General features: G+C 60.7%; 15 protein-coding genes. 10 read left to right on the forward strand and 5 right to left on the reverse strand.

The genetic code is table 11. The features are described from left to right. Positions 1-13: 13 nt before the first annotated feature. Complete coding sequence (locus ACLBW8_RS10315; RefSeq protein ID WP_064450033.1) at positions 14-661, reverse strand: hypothetical protein; 648 nt, start codon at positions 659-661, stop codon at positions 14-16. 369 nt (positions 662-1,030) lie between these two features. Between ACLBW8_RS10315 and coxB the strand changes: the two genes are divergently transcribed. From coxB to ACLBW8_RS10335, 4 genes are all read left to right on the forward strand, one after another. Continuing rightward, entirely contained in the window at positions 1,031-2,158 is a 1,128-nt protein-coding gene (gene coxB, locus ACLBW8_RS10320; protein ID WP_064450034.1) for a cytochrome c oxidase subunit II, read from the forward strand. 58 nt (positions 2,159-2,216) lie between these two features. Beyond that, positions 2,217-3,803, forward strand: coding sequence for a cytochrome c oxidase subunit I (ctaD, locus tag ACLBW8_RS10325; RefSeq protein ID WP_064450035.1), 1,587 nt, complete (start codon positions 2,217-2,219; stop codon positions 3,801-3,803). 150 nt (positions 3,804-3,953) lie between these two features. Beyond that, the gene (locus ACLBW8_RS10330) at positions 3,954-4,505 is read left to right on the forward strand and encodes a cytochrome c oxidase assembly protein (RefSeq protein WP_064450036.1); all 552 of its coding nucleotides are present in this window, start codon (positions 3,954-3,956) and stop codon (positions 4,503-4,505) included. Positions 4,506-4,540: 35 nt separating this feature from the next. Then, a complete protein-coding gene (locus tag ACLBW8_RS10335; RefSeq protein ID WP_064450037.1) occupies positions 4,541-5,428 on the forward strand; it encodes a cytochrome c oxidase subunit 3 in 888 nt (295 codons plus the stop codon). 6 nt (positions 5,429-5,434) lie between these two features. Here the strand turns inward: ACLBW8_RS10335 and ACLBW8_RS10340 are convergent, their stop codons facing one another. Beyond that, positions 5,435-5,638: a twin transmembrane helix small protein gene (locus tag ACLBW8_RS10340; protein WP_016969525.1), complete on the reverse strand. Its 204-nt coding sequence runs from the start codon at positions 5,636-5,638 to the stop codon at positions 5,435-5,437. Positions 5,639-5,666: 28 nt separating this feature from the next. Here ACLBW8_RS10340 and ACLBW8_RS10345 point away from each other — a divergent pair, with 28 nt between their 5' ends. From ACLBW8_RS10345 to ACLBW8_RS10370, 6 genes are all read left to right on the forward strand, one after another. Beyond that, entirely contained in the window at positions 5,667-6,431 is a 765-nt protein-coding gene (locus ACLBW8_RS10345) for an SURF1 family protein (protein ID WP_064450038.1), read from the forward strand. Then, the gene (locus ACLBW8_RS10350; protein WP_064454831.1) at positions 6,397-6,981 is read left to right on the forward strand and encodes a hypothetical protein; all 585 of its coding nucleotides are present in this window, start codon (positions 6,397-6,399) and stop codon (positions 6,979-6,981) included. Before ACLBW8_RS10345 ends, ACLBW8_RS10350 begins: the two co-directional genes overlap by 35 nt. Positions 6,982-6,991: 10 nt before the next feature. Next, a complete protein-coding gene (locus tag ACLBW8_RS10355; RefSeq protein ID WP_221295993.1) occupies positions 6,992-8,071 on the forward strand; it encodes a COX15/CtaA family protein in 1,080 nt (359 codons plus the stop codon). Then, entirely contained in the window at positions 8,059-8,958 is a 900-nt protein-coding gene (gene cyoE / locus ACLBW8_RS10360; protein WP_221295994.1) for a heme o synthase, read from the forward strand. Before ACLBW8_RS10355 ends, cyoE begins: the two co-directional genes overlap by 13 nt. Beyond that, positions 8,955-9,590 carry an SCO family protein gene (locus ACLBW8_RS10365; protein WP_064450041.1) on the forward strand — a complete coding sequence of 212 codons (636 nt, stop codon included), beginning with the start codon at positions 8,955-8,957 and terminating at the stop codon, positions 9,588-9,590. Before cyoE ends, ACLBW8_RS10365 begins: the two co-directional genes overlap by 4 nt. Before the next feature lie 777 nt (positions 9,591-10,367). Then, positions 10,368-10,724 carry a BRO-N domain-containing protein gene (locus ACLBW8_RS10370; protein WP_262666666.1) on the forward strand — a complete coding sequence of 119 codons (357 nt, stop codon included), beginning with the start codon at positions 10,368-10,370 and terminating at the stop codon, positions 10,722-10,724. 149 nt (positions 10,725-10,873) lie between these two features. On the opposite strand, the gene ACLBW8_RS10375 is transcribed toward ACLBW8_RS10370, so the two are convergent. Genes ACLBW8_RS10375 through ACLBW8_RS10385 form a run of 3 tightly spaced genes read right to left on the reverse strand, consistent with a single transcriptional unit; the run spans position 10,874 to position 13,381 of the window. After that, on the reverse strand, positions 10,874-11,647 hold the full coding sequence (locus ACLBW8_RS10375) for a MetQ/NlpA family ABC transporter substrate-binding protein (RefSeq protein WP_064450043.1): 774 nt from the start codon (positions 11,645-11,647) through the stop codon (positions 10,874-10,876). A 52-nt stretch (positions 11,648-11,699) separates the two neighbouring features. After that, positions 11,700-12,374, reverse strand: a complete 675-nt coding sequence (locus tag ACLBW8_RS10380; RefSeq protein WP_064450044.1) for a methionine ABC transporter permease — start codon at positions 12,372-12,374, stop codon at positions 11,700-11,702. Beyond that, positions 12,374-13,381: a methionine ABC transporter ATP-binding protein gene (locus ACLBW8_RS10385; protein WP_064450045.1), complete on the reverse strand. Its 1,008-nt coding sequence runs from the start codon at positions 13,379-13,381 to the stop codon at positions 12,374-12,376. Before ACLBW8_RS10385 ends, ACLBW8_RS10380 begins: the two co-directional genes overlap by 1 nt. Positions 13,382-13,461: the final 80 nt, after the last annotated feature.

Raw genomic sequence — 13,461 nt, forward strand, 5'->3', positions numbered from 1 at the left:
TCAGGTCGCAAGTTTAAGCAGGCTGATCCAGCGCCAACTCAACCCCCAATTGCCGCGACAGGCACGGCCAGCGCTTCCACGCCGCTTCCGTGTTCGGGCTCTTGAGCGTCTCGCGATACGCCTCGACCGACTCCAGCGCAAAGCTGTCTTCGTTGAGCATTTCATCCACCGCCAAGTGCACGGCTTCATCCAGCTGGTTGGCGAATGCTTCACCGATCAGTTGGTGGGCAATCACGTTGGCCACAGTGGTATCCGCCGGAATCAACGGTTGGCCGAAATGCTTGATATACAGATCGTTGACTTCCTCCACCAAACGATGGGCCAGGTAGGCCTCGTCCAGCAGCCCGTCGAGGCCTTCATGGCCGGCCAGAATCGCGGGCGGTTGCAGGAAGAAATGCTCGGCGATTTTCAGTACCGGCTTGATCTGGCTTTCGATCCCGGCTTCGCGGGCCACGTCATTGGCGGCTTCCAGCAAGTCCGGGACGAGCTCGATGTAGGCGGTGACAAAACGGGTCATGACAATGTTGCGATCACCGTCAGCCAGGGAGATGGCCGAGTGCAGGTGCGGCAATTGTTTTTCCAGTTGCTGGGCAAGCTGGCCAGTGCTGGCTTCGTGTTGATGGGCACGGGAAATCTGCTCGCGCAATGCAGCGGTGTTCATGAAAGCTCCAGTGAAGCAGGCGTAGGAAAAGGGAGAAGATAAGGTAGCTCGTTTATACGAGCACCTAAGACGCATTTGTCATAATTATTTCATGGTTATGCGCAGGCGTTATATCGAAATGCCATCGCTCGTCGGATAAACGTTTCCGCCCCCGGCTTTATTAGGCCCGCCCGTCTGTTTTTGCTCATTTGCCCCTACACATTGCGGGGTTGGTGCGGCTGTCTATACTCGGTTTTGTACGCAATTAGCTGATGACGCCCAACTGCATGAAGCAGGCAAGGCTTGGCGGTTGTAAGCAGTATGGAAGCCGCTCCCTTCGCCGCAGGTGCAAACCGGCGGGATAACAAGAAACATAAAGGGGAACCCGCAATGACGCGACATCCACATGTTTGGATGGGCCTACTGTTGTGGTCAGTATTCGGCCAGGCGCAAGCCGCCTGGACAACGAATATGGCGCCAGGGGCTACTGAAGTCAGTCACGCCGTGTTTGACCTGCACATGACCATTTTCTGGATTTGTGTGGTGATCGGCATTGTCGTGTTTGGCGCGATGTTCTGGTCGATGATCATGCACCGCCGGTCCACGGGCCAGGTGGCCGCCAAGTTCCACGAGAGTACGACCGTGGAAATCCTCTGGACCGTGGTGCCCTTGCTGATCCTGGTGGCCATGGCTATTCCGGCGACCATGACGCTGATCAAGATGTACGACACCAGTGAATCGGATATCGACATCCAGATTACGGGCTACCAATGGAAGTGGCACTACAAATACCTGGGTCAGGACGTCGAGTTCTTCAGCAACCTGGCCACGCCCGCCGAGCAGATTCATAACCAGGCCGTCAAAGGCGAGCATTACCTGCTGGAAGTCGACCAGCCGCTGGTGCTGCCGGTAGGCGCCAAGGTGCGTTTCCTGGTGACGGCTGCTGATGTGATCCACTCCTGGTGGGTGCCGGCGTTTGCAGTCAAGCGCGACGCGATTCCTGGGTTCATCAACGAGGCCTGGACCCGGATCGAGAAGCCCGGCATCTACCGCGGCCAATGCGCCGAGCTGTGCGGCAAGGACCATGGGTTCATGCCCATCGTAGTGGATGTCAAATCCAGGGCCGACTACGACACCTGGCTTGGCGAGCGCAAGGCTGAGGCCGCCAAGCTCAAGGAGCTGACCTCCAAAGAGTGGACGCTCGAAGAGTTGGTGGCGCGCGGTGACAAGATCTATCACACCACCTGCGTGGCCTGTCACCAGGCAGAAGGCCAGGGCCTGCCGCCGATGTTCCCGGCACTCAAAGGTTCGCCGATTGCCACCGGGCCCAAGGAAGATCACCTGCACCGCGTGTACTTCGGCAAGCCCGGCACCGCCATGGCCGCGTTCGGCAAACAGCTGTCGGAAGTGGATATCGCCGCCGTAGTGACTTACGAACGCAATGCCTGGGGCAACAACAAAGGCGACATGGTCACGCCTAAAGACGTGCTGGCCATCAAGCAGGCGGAAAGCAAATGACTGCCTTCATAGCGTATGCCCTGAACCGCCTCGCCCACTCGTTTGCAGGAGAACGGCCATGAGCACTGTGATCGATGACCATGGTCACGCCGACCATGCCCACGGCCCCGCCAAAGGCCTGATGCGCTGGGTACTGACCACCAACCACAAAGACATCGGCACGATGTACCTGTGGTTCGCCTTCACCATGTTCCTGCTGGGCGGCTCGTTCGCCATGGTGATCCGCGCCGAACTGTTCCAGCCGGGCCTGCAGATCGTGCAGCCGGCGTTTTTCAACCAGATGACCACCATGCACGGCCTGATCATGGTGTTCGGTGCGGTGATGCCGGCGTTCGTCGGCCTGGCCAACTGGATGATCCCGCTGATGATCGGCGCGCCGGACATGGCCCTGCCGCGCATGAACAACTTCAGCTTCTGGCTGCTGCCGGCGGCGTTCCTGCTGCTGGTCTCGACCCTGTTCACCCCCGGCGGCGGGCCGAATTTCGGCTGGACCTTCTACGCCCCGCTCTCCACCACTTACGCGCCGGAAAGCGTGACGTTCTTTATCTTTGCCATCCACCTGATGGGCATCAGTTCGATCATGGGCGCGATCAACGTGGTCGCCACCATCCTCAACCTGCGGGCCCCCGGCATGACGCTGATGAAGATGCCGCTGTTCGTCTGGACCTGGCTGATCACCGCGTTCCTGCTGATTGCAGTGATGCCGGTACTGGCCGGGTGCGTGACCATGATGTTGATGGATATCCACTTCGGCACCAGCTTCTTCAGCGCGGCCGGTGGCGGTGACCCCGTATTGTTCCAGCACGTGTTCTGGTTCTTCGGCCACCCCGAGGTGTACATCATGATCCTGCCGGCCTTCGGCGCCGTCAGCTCGATCATCCCGACCTTCTCGCGCAAGCCATTGTTCGGCTACACCTCGATGGTCTACGCCACCGCGAGCATCGCGTTCCTGTCGTTTATCGTCTGGGCACACCACATGTTCGTGGTCGGCATTCCGCTGGTGGGCGAGTTGTTCTTCATGTACGCCACGCTGCTGATCGCCGTGCCCACGGGCGTGAAGGTGTTCAACTGGGTCAGCACCATGTGGCAAGGCTCGCTGACCTTCGAGACGCCGATGCTGTTTGCCGTGGCCTTCGTGATTCTGTTCACCATCGGCGGCTTCTCCGGGCTGATGCTGGCGATTGCCCCGGCGGACTTCCAGTACCACGACACCTACTTCGTAGTGGCGCACTTCCATTACGTACTGGTGCCCGGTGCGATCTTCGGCATCTTCGCCTCGGCCTACTACTGGCTGCCGAAATGGACCGGCCACATGTACGACGAAACCCTGGGCAAGCTGCACTTCTGGCTGTCTTTCGTGGGCATGAACATGGCGTTCTTCCCGATGCATTTCGTGGGGCTGGCCGGCATGCCGCGCCGGGTGCCGGACTACAACCTGCAGTTCGCCGACTTCAACATGGTCTCGTCCATCGGCGCGTTCATGTTCGGCGCTACACAGATCTTCTTCCTGTTCATCGTGATCAAGTGCATCCGTGGCGGCCCGCCGGCCCCGGCCAAGCCGTGGGATGGCGCTGAAGGCCTGGAATGGAGCATTCCTTCGCCTGCGCCGTACCACACGTTCACCACGCCGCCGGAGGTCAAGTGAACACCTGGTTCGTTGTACCTACACAAATCCACTGTGGGAGCGGGCTTGCTCGCGAAAGCGGTGTGTCAGTCGCCGCAAAGGGTGCCTGGCCTACCGCATTCGCGAGCAAGCCCGCTCCCACATTGACCGAGTTCATCTCAGGTGGCTGCCATGCTTGAGTCCGTGCCCATCAAGCGCCTGGTCACCCGCCTGCTGATCCTGGTGGTGGCGATGTTCGCCTTCGGCTTCGCCCTGGTGCCGATCTACGACGTGATGTGCAAGGCGTTCGGCATCAACGGCAAGACCGCCGGGCAGTACGAGGGCGAGCAGGTGGTCGACCCTACGCGCCAGGTGCGCGTGCAGTTCCTGTCGACCAACGCTATCGACATGGTCTGGGAGTTTCACTCCAAGGCTGACGAGGTGGTGGTTAACCCTGGTGCGGTCACCGAAATGCTGTTCGTCGCCTACAACCCCACCGACAAAGCCATGACCGCCCAGGCGGTGCCGAGCATCTCCCCGGCGGAAGCGGCGATGTACTTCCACAAGACCGAATGCTTTTGCTTCACCCAGCAAGTGCTGCAGCCCGGTCAGCGTATCGAAATGCCGGTGCGCTTCATTGTCGATCGCGACATGCCCAAGGAAGTGAAGCATTTGACCCTGGCGTACACGCTGTTTGACATCACTGCGCGCCAGCCGCCCGTGGCTGTACATAACGGCGGCTAGCGACTGTTTGCAGGCTTAATCAGGAGAGCGAATACATGTCGGCTCATGATACGTACTACGTACCAGCGCAAAGCAAATGGCCAATAATTGCGACCTTGGGCATGCTGACCACCGTGTACGGTTTGGCGGTGTGGTTCAACGACTTGAAGGCGGCGCGCCCGGAATCCCACGGGCCGTGGATCTTTTTCGTCGGCGGCCTGTTACTGGCCTACATGCTCTTCGGATGGTTCGGCGCGGTCATCAAGGAAAGCCGCGCGGGGTTGTACAGCCCGCAGATGGACCGCTCGTTCCGCTGGGGCATGACCTGGTTCATCTTTTCCGAGGTGATGTTCTTTGTCGCGTTCTTCGGCGCGCTGTTTTATGTGCGGCACCTGTCCGGCCCCTGGTTGGGCGGTGAAGGGCATAAGGGCATCGCGCACATGCTGTGGCCGAACTTCCAGTTCACCTGGCCGTTGCTCAATAACCCAGACCCCAAAATGTTTCCCGCGCCAGAAGGCACCATCAGCCCGTGGGGCTTGCCGCTGATCAACACGATCTTGCTGGTCAGCTCCAGCGTGACCATCACCATCGCCCACCATGCCTTGCGCAAGGGCCATCGTGGCGCGCTGAAAATCTGGCTGGCGCTGACCGTGCTGCTGGGCTGGGCGTTCCTGGCCTTCCAGGCCGAAGAGTACATGCACGCCTACAAGGAACTGGGCCTGACCCTCGGCTCGGGCGTGTACGGCGCGACCTTCTTCATGCTCACCGGCTTTCACGGCGCGCACGTGACCATCGGCACCATCATTTTGTTTGTGATGCTGATGCGCATCCTGCGCGGGCATTTCAATGCCGAGCACCAGTTCGGCTTTGAGGCGGCGAGCTGGTATTGGCACTTTGTGGACGTGGTGTGGATCGGGCTGTTTTTCTTCGTTTATGTGCTCTGAGGCGCCTTACCACGGTGCATGAGAAACCAGCTGGCCGCTGAAAAAGCCCCAGGCGATTAACCCCACGGTGATCGCGGCCAGTACGACACGCACGGTCAAGGCAGTGACGAGGCGGTTGGAGTTGCCCTCGTCCTTGACCAGAAAGAACAAGCCACTGAACAGGCTTACGACAGTCGCGATCAGCATCAGGGCAATGGCTGCTTTGAGCATGGTCAGGTTCCATTCGGATGGGCGGGCAATGAAAACCAGTATAGCCAGCGCCATAAAAGACTTTCGCCCAGGGCTCGCGCCGACGCTGGTAGTGCTGGTGCTGCTGCCGTTGATGGTGGGCCTGGGGTTCTGGCAATTGGCGCGCGGCCATGAAAAACAGCAGCTGGTAGACAGCTACGCTGAGCGACGCGTGGCCGAGCCGATGAACAGCGTGCAACTGAATGACATGGCCGACCCGGCTTTTCGCCGCGTGCGCCTGCGCGGCCAATTCGACGCCGAGCACAGCGTGTTGCTCGACAACCGCATGCGCGACGGCAGGGCCGGTGTAGAGCTGTTGCAACCCTTTCACGACCAAGCCAGCGGTGCGTGGCTGTTGCTCAATCGCGGCTGGCTGCCGTGGCCGGATCGGCGCACACCCCCCGTCTTTACGACCCCCGAGCAACCTTTGAATCTCGACGCCTGGGTGTACGTCGCCCCCGGCGAAACCTTCCAACTGCACGCCGACCCTGCCACCACGCAATGGCCGCGTTTGCTCACCGCGCTGCATCCCGCCGCGCTGTGGGCTGAATTGGGTCGCAGCGGTTTTGCCTACGAACTGCGCGCCGAACCTGGCCCCGGTACGTACGACACCACCTGGCCCATCGTCGCCATGGGCCCGGAAAAGCACTTGGGCTACGCCGTGCAGTGGTTCGCCATGTCGTTGGCGCTGCTGGCGCTTTACCTCTACCTCGGATGGCACAACAAAAAGGAGAAGTCCCATGGGAGCGGCCATGAATCCACCCAGCACGTCTGAGGCACCCGATCGGCGCAAAGGCCGCTGGCAGCTGATGTTGATCCTGATGATGGTGATCGGCCCGATGGCGCTGGCCACCTTCATGTACAAACTGCAGTTCTGGGTGCCAGACAGCCGCAGCTACCACGGCGAGATGATCGGCAACGGCCAGACCCGCGCCGACATAGGCGTGCAGGCGGACGAGGATCGTTGGCAACTGCTGGTGACCGCGCCCACCGCCTGCGCTGCCGAGTGCCAGCAACTGGTGTACCTGGCGCGCCAGCTGCAAATCAGCCTGGGCCGTGATGCTTCCCGCGCCAGCCATGCCCTGGCCAGTGCGCAGCCGGTGAGCACCGAATACGACGCCAAGCTCAAGGCCGAATACCCGCAATTGCAACGCTACCCGCTGGACCTGTCGACCTTCACCAAGGACGCCGCCGCGCCCGGCGACGCGCAACTGTGGATCGTCGACCCCCACGGCAACCTGGTGCTGCGCTACGACGCCAAGGTCAAGGGCAAGGACTTGCTCAACGACCTGCGCCTGCTGCTGAAACTGTCGAACATCGGATAAGGGCATCGTCATGGCCAAACCTGGATTTCGCCTCGCGTTGTTTGCCACCTTGTTAGCGTTGATCGTCGTGCTGCTCGGCGCCTACACCCGGCTGACCCATGCCGGCCTCGGCTGCCCGGACTGGCCGGGCTGCTACGGCTTCATCAGCGTGCCGCAAAGCGAAGCCCAACTGGCCCATGCCGAGCTGCATTTTCCCGACACGCCGGTGGAGGCCGACAAGGGGTGGGCCGAGATGACGCATCGCTACTTTGCCGGCACCTTGGGCATGTTGATCGTGCTGCTGGCGGCGCGCTCGTGGAGCCATCGGCGTGACCCTGGCCAGCCGGTGAAACTGCCGCTGTTCCTGTTGGCAGTGGTGTTCGCCCAGGCGGCGTTTGGCATGTGGACGGTGACGCTGAAGCTGTGGCCGCAAGTGGTGACCGGCCATCTGCTCGGTGGTTTTGCCACCTTGAGCTTGCTGTTTTTGCTGACGTTGCGCCTGTCCGGCGTGCTGCCGGCGTTGATCGTGCCCAAGCGCCTGCAATATTGGGCGACCGCCGGTTTGGTGTTGGTGATCGGCCAAATTGCGCTGGGCGGTTGGGTCAGTTCCAACTACGCGGCGGTGGCCTGTATCGACCTGCCCACCTGTCATGGCGAGTGGTGGCCGGCGGCGGACTTTGCCAACGGTTTTCACCTGACCCAGCACATCGGGCCCAATTACCTCGGTGGCCAGCTTGATAGCGAAGCGCGCACGGCCATTCACCTGACCCATCGCGTTGGCGCGATGCTGGTTACGCTGGTGTTGTTCGGCCTGGCCTGGCAGTTACGCGCCGTGGGCATGACCCGGCTCGCGGGCCTGTTGCTGATCGCCCTGGCGGCGCAAATCGGCTTGGGCCTGAGCAACGTGTACTTTCATCTGCCGCTGCCGGTTGCGGTCGGCCATAACGCCGGTGGCGCGGCGTTGTTGCTGACGCTGGTGCTGGTCAATTACCACGCGCGCACCAGCCTGGTCCGGGTGCGCAATCAGCTGCCGTTCGGCTGGCGCTTCATCCCCCGTAAACACGTATCGGGCCTCATCACCCTTAAAGGAGAGATGCCATGGCGACCTTGATCGGCGCGCGTCGCGATCAGGCGATCTGGCGTGACTACCTGGAGCTGACCAAGCCGAAAGTCGTGGTGCTGATGCTCATCACCTCGCTGGTGGGCATGTTCCTCGCGACCCGCGCCGGGGTGCCGTGGACGGTGCTGATTTTCGGCAACCTGGGTATTGCGCTGTGCGCCGGTGGCGCGGCGGCGGTCAACCATGTGGTGGATCGACGGATTGATGCGGTGATGGCGCGCACGCATAAACGGCCCATGGCAGAAGGGCGGGTATCGCCGGTGGCGGCATTGGCCTTTGCATTGTTTCTAGCCGTTGCGGGGTTGGCCTTGTTACTGGCGTTCACCAACCCGCTGGCGGCCTGGCTGACGCTGGCGTCGCTGCTCGGCTATGCGGTGATCTACACCGGCTTTCTCAAGCGTGCGACCCCGCAAAACATTGTCATCGGTGGCCTCGCGGGCGCCGCGCCGCCGCTGTTGGGTTGGGTCGCCGTCACCGGGCATGTCAGCGCCGAGCCGCTGCTGCTGGTACTGATCATCTTCGCGTGGACCCCGCCGCATTTTTGGGCCCTGGCCATTCACCGCAAGGAGGAATACGCCAAGGCCGACATTCCGATGCTGCCGGTCACCCACGGCGAGCATTACACCAAGGTGCATATCCTGCTTTACACCTTCGCCCTGCTGGCGGTGAGCCTGATGCCTTATGTGATCCACATGAGCGGCCTGCTGTACCTGGCGTGTGCGCTGGTATTGGGCGGGCGCTTTCTGCAATGGGCCTGGGTGCTGTACCGTGGCAGCAAGCCGCACGCGGCGATCAACACGTTCAAGTACTCTATTGGGTACTTGCTGTTGCTGTTTATCGCCCTGCTCGTAGACCACTACTTACTGTTGAACCTATGACTCGAACTCAAAAAACCGTCTTTATCCTGGTGGCCATCGTCGCGTTGATCATGGGCCTGACCGTCAACAAAGTGCTGAACAGCAAAGGTCAGGGCGACCCTACCGCGCTGATCGACGCCGGTATCATCCTGCTGCCGCAAAGCCGCCAGTTGCCGCCGGTGACCATGACCAACCAGGACGGCCAGCCGGTAGTGGTCAACGAGTTGAAAGGCAAGTGGAGCCTGCTGTTCTTCGGCTACACCTTCTGCCCGGACATCTGCCCGACCACGCTCGCCCAACTGCGCCAGATCAAGAGCGAGCTGCCTAAAGAGGTGGTGGATAAGTTGCAGGTGATCCTGGTCAGCGTTGACCCGAACCGCGACACACCGACCCAGCTCAAGCAGTACCTGGGCTACTTCGACCCGCAATTCGAAGGCCTGACCGGCGCGAATGTGGAGGATGTGCAGAAGGTCTCGAATGCGGTGAGCATTCCGTTTATTCCGGCGGACACCAGCAAGCCGAACTACACCGTCGACCACAGCGGCAACCTGGCGCTGATCGGCCCGGATGGTACGCAGCGTGGGTTTATCCGTGCGCCGTTGAACAACCAGAAGCTGGTGGCACAGTTGCCAGGTCTGCTGCAGCGCAAATAAGCCGATCGCCAACCCAGCCAACAACACAAATCACCTGTGGGAGCGGGCTTGCCTGCGATAGCGGTGGGCCTGCTTGCATCCCACTTGCTGACCCACCGCCATCGCAGGCAAGCCAGCTCCCACAGTGGTTTTGTGCAAGGGTTGAACGCAAGTGTGTTGCACTGATCTTTCAGGCAACACAAAACAAGTGTGGGAGCGGGCTTGCCCGCGATAGCGATAGTTCAGTGGCTAATAGGCTGACTGACCCCACGCTGTCGCAGGCAAGCCAGCTCCCACAGTGGTTCTGTGCAAGGGTTGAACGCAAGTGTGTTGCACTGATCTTTCAGGCAACACAAAACAAGTGTGGGAGCGGGCTTGCTCGCGAAGACGGTGGTTCAGTCGACAGATTCGGTGACTGACACTCCGCTTTCGCGAGCAAGCCCGCTCCCACATTGGGTTTTGAGCAAGGGTTGAATAGTGAGTCGTCGGACATTTCCTGCAAGTTGTGGCGCTGTGCGTGAACTTGTTGGGTGCGGTTGGGGTGGCTAGTCTTTGCGCTGTCGCTGCCAATTCAGTGACAGGGCGTAGGAACCCTTTTGTGTACCCTCGGCGTCATAACGCCACCGTCTGATTGCGGCGTTTTTTTTGTGCCCGTAATATCAGTCGCGGCGGCTATGCGCGGGCACGTTTCGACGTGGCTGAGATCCCTGGGTACTCGGTTCCTACCCCGCGTATGGCTGCCACCCAAGCCCGTAGGAAGGCCGTTGGCAGCTCCTGTTCATACCCGGAGTTGTCCCAATGCAAGCACTTACCCCCGACCCACCCATCACCCCCGAAGTCTTCACCCGCCACCATCACCAACTGCACGCCGTGTTGATCGACAGCCAACCCTGGTTCAGCGCCGCTGACATCGGCCACTTGATGGGCCTGCACCTCAATCCAGCGTTACTGCGCAAACTCGACCCCGATCAACAGCACGCCGTGCCCCTGATCACCCACGGCCAGTGCGCGCCGACCTTGATGGTCAGCGAGTCCGGCGTGTACGCGCTGCTCATCTACCACTACTACCCGGAGAACCGCTGCCTGCGCCAGTGGCTGACCCATGCGGTGATACCGGCCTTGCGCGGTAAACAGCAGACAGGTGTGTTGGCCTGATCTAGCCAACAACACAAAACAAATGTGGGAGCTGGCTTGCCTGCGATAGCGGTGGGCCAGTCAACATCTTCGCTGACTGACGCTCTGCTATCGCGAGCAAGCCCGCTCCCACATTTTTTGATCTTCGGTGTGTTGAGGATCGAGTTTGATCAGAACGCCGGCAGAATCGCGCCTTTGTACTTCTCTTGGATGAATTTCTTCACTTCTGGGGTGTGCAGGGCTGCAACCAGCTTTTTCACCGCGTCCGAATCCTTGTTGTCTTCGCGGGTCACCAGGATGTTCACGTAAGGCGAGTCGTTGCCTTCGATCACCAGTGCATCCTTGGAAGGGTCCAGCTTGGCTTCCAGGGCGTAGTTGGTGTTGATCAGTGCCAGGTCGACCTGGGTCAGCACGCGCGGCAGGGTGGCGGCTTCCAGTTCGCGGAATTTCAGGCTTTTAGGGTTACCGGTGATGTCCTTGATGGTCGACAGGATGTTGGTCGGGTCCTTCAGGGTGATCAGGTTGTGCTTGGCCAGCAGCAGCAGGGCGCGGCCGCCGTTGGTGGCGTCGTTCGGAATCACCACGTTGGCGCCGTCAGGCAGATCTTCGAGTTTTTTGTATTTGCTGGAGTAGGCGCCCAGAGGCTCCAGGTGCACAGCGCCGACGCTCACCAGGTGAGTGCCCTTGGCTTTATTGAACTCGTCCAGGTACGGCTGGTGCTGGAAGAAGTTGGCGTCCAGGCGCTTTTCGGCTACCTGTACGTTCGGCTGCACGTAGTCGGTGAAGACTTTGACCTGCAAATCCACGCCTTCTTTGGCGAGTGCAGGCTTCACGAATTCCAGGATTTCCGCGTGGGGCACCGGCGACGCGGCAACCTTGAGGGTCTCGGCGGCGTGAGCGGAAAACGCGGCAACGGCGGCGAAAGCAACCAGTAGTTTTTTCATTCAACAAGCTCCTTGTTCGGGCATTTGCCGGCTTTTTGGCCGGCAATGGCCGTTATTTTCGAGAAAAGTGCACCACCAGCTTGTCGCCGACGGTTTGCAGAATTTGCACCAGGATCAACAGCATCACCACGGTGACCACCATCACATCGGTCTGGAAACGCTGGTAACCGAAACGGATCGCCAGGTCACCCAGGCCACCGGCGCCTACGACACCGGCCATTGCCGTGTAGGAAACCAGTGTAATCGCCGTGACCGTAATCGCCGCGAAAATGCCGGGGCGTGCTTCGGGCAACAGGGCGTTGGTGATGATCTGGCGCGTGCTCGCGCCCATTGACTGCGTGGCTTCGATGATGCCACGGTCCACTTCACGCAAGGCGGTTTCCACCAGGCGCGCAAAGAACGGCGTTGCGCCCACGACCAGCGGTGGAATCGCCCCGGCGACCCCCAGCGAGGTGCCGGTGATCAGTACCGTAAACGGGATCATCACGATCAGCAAAATGATAAACGGCAGCGAGCGCAGGATGTTCACGATCAGCGACAGCAGTGCGTAGAGGCCTTTTTGTTCGAACAGTTGGCGCGGGCTGCACAGGAACAGCAGCACGCCCAGCGGCAGGCCGAGCAATACGGTAAAGAACAGCGAGCCGAACAGCATGGTCATGGTGTCGCCGGTGGCGAGCCAGATTTCGGACCAGTCGATATTGGCGAAGAAACTCAACAGGACTTCCATTAGCGCAGAACCTCCATGTGGACGTCTGCCGCGGTAAAGCGGGCAAAGGCAGCTTCCATGTCCCCACCGGTCACGGCGAGGGTCAGTTGGCCGTAGGGAATGTCTTTAATGCGGTCGATACGACCGGCGAGGATGCTGTAGTCCACGCCCGTTTCGCGGGCGACGGTGCCCAGCAGCGGTGCGTAGGTCGCTTCGCCCTGGAAGGTCAGGCGCACGATGCGGCCCGGCACGTGCGCGAAGTCATCGCGCTGCTCGCTTTCGTCGATCTGATCGGCTTCTTGCACGAAGCGCTTGGTGGTCGGGTGCTTGGGGTGCAGGAACACATCAGCCACCGAGCCGTGCTCGACGATCACGCCGGCGTCCATCACGGCCACTTGGTCGCACACGCGGCGGATCACGTCCATCTCATGGGTGATCAGCACGATGGTCAGCTTCAGCTCGCGGTTGATCTCGGCCAGCAGTTGCAGCACCGAGGCGGTGGTCTGCGGGTCGAGGGCGCTGGTGGCTTCGTCGCACAGCAGGATTTTCGGCTTGGTCGCCAGGGCGCGAGCGATGCCGACGCGCTGCTTCTGGCCGCCGGACAACTGCGCCGGGTACTTCTTGGCGTGGTCCGACAGGCCTACACGGGCGAGCAATTCAGCCACGCGTACGTCGATTTCCTTGCGCGACAATTCGCCGGCCAGGGTCAGTGGCAGCGCCACGTTATCGGCAACGGTCTTGGACGCGAGCAGGTTGAAGTGCTGGAAGATCATCCCGACTTGCTGGCGGAAACGGCGCAGGCCGTTGGCGTCCAGGGCGGTGACTTCTTCGCCGTCGACGTTGATCTGGCCACCGCTGGGTTGCTCCAGGCGGTTGATCAGACGCAGCAGGGTACTTTTTCCCGCGCCGGAGTGGCCAATCAGGCCGAACACCTGGCCGTTTTCGACACGCAGGCTGGTGGGATGCAGCGCGGGGATTTCCTTACCGGCGACGCGGTAGGTTTTATGGACGTTATGAAACTCGATCACGTAGCGAACCTTGTGGGGCGCATGAAAAGGGGATCAGCGGTTAGCCGGGCGCGCATTTTAGCCTGTCCGTATAGCGTTTC

It is taken from the genome of Pseudomonas sp. M5A4_2d (genome assembly GCF_053345295.1).

Coding starts and splice junctions, on each gene's coding strand:
- ACLBW8_RS10315 (WP_064450033.1), bottom strand. CDS start 661: ATGAACACCGCTGCATTGCGCGAGCAGATTTCCCGTGCCCATCAACAC.
- coxB (WP_064450034.1), top strand. CDS start 1,031: ATGACGCGACATCCACATGTTTGGATGGGCCTACTGTTGTGGTCAGTA.
- ctaD (WP_064450035.1), top strand. CDS start 2,217: ATGAGCACTGTGATCGATGACCATGGTCACGCCGACCATGCCCACGGC.
- ACLBW8_RS10330 (WP_064450036.1), top strand. CDS start 3,954: ATGCTTGAGTCCGTGCCCATCAAGCGCCTGGTCACCCGCCTGCTGATC.
- ACLBW8_RS10335 (WP_064450037.1), top strand. CDS start 4,541: ATGTCGGCTCATGATACGTACTACGTACCAGCGCAAAGCAAATGGCCA.
- ACLBW8_RS10340 (WP_016969525.1), bottom strand. CDS start 5,638: ATGCTCAAAGCAGCCATTGCCCTGATGCTGATCGCGACTGTCGTAAGC.
- ACLBW8_RS10345 (WP_064450038.1), top strand. CDS start 5,667: ATGAAAACCAGTATAGCCAGCGCCATAAAAGACTTTCGCCCAGGGCTC.
- ACLBW8_RS10350 (WP_064454831.1), top strand. CDS start 6,397: ATGGGAGCGGCCATGAATCCACCCAGCACGTCTGAGGCACCCGATCGG.
- ACLBW8_RS10355 (WP_221295993.1), top strand. CDS start 6,992: ATGGCCAAACCTGGATTTCGCCTCGCGTTGTTTGCCACCTTGTTAGCG.
- cyoE (WP_221295994.1), top strand. CDS start 8,059: ATGGCGACCTTGATCGGCGCGCGTCGCGATCAGGCGATCTGGCGTGAC.
- ACLBW8_RS10365 (WP_064450041.1), top strand. CDS start 8,955: ATGACTCGAACTCAAAAAACCGTCTTTATCCTGGTGGCCATCGTCGCG.
- ACLBW8_RS10370 (WP_262666666.1), top strand. CDS start 10,368: ATGCAAGCACTTACCCCCGACCCACCCATCACCCCCGAAGTCTTCACC.
- ACLBW8_RS10375 (WP_064450043.1), bottom strand. CDS start 11,647: ATGAAAAAACTACTGGTTGCTTTCGCCGCCGTTGCCGCGTTTTCCGCT.
- ACLBW8_RS10380 (WP_064450044.1), bottom strand. CDS start 12,374: ATGGAAGTCCTGTTGAGTTTCTTCGCCAATATCGACTGGTCCGAAATC.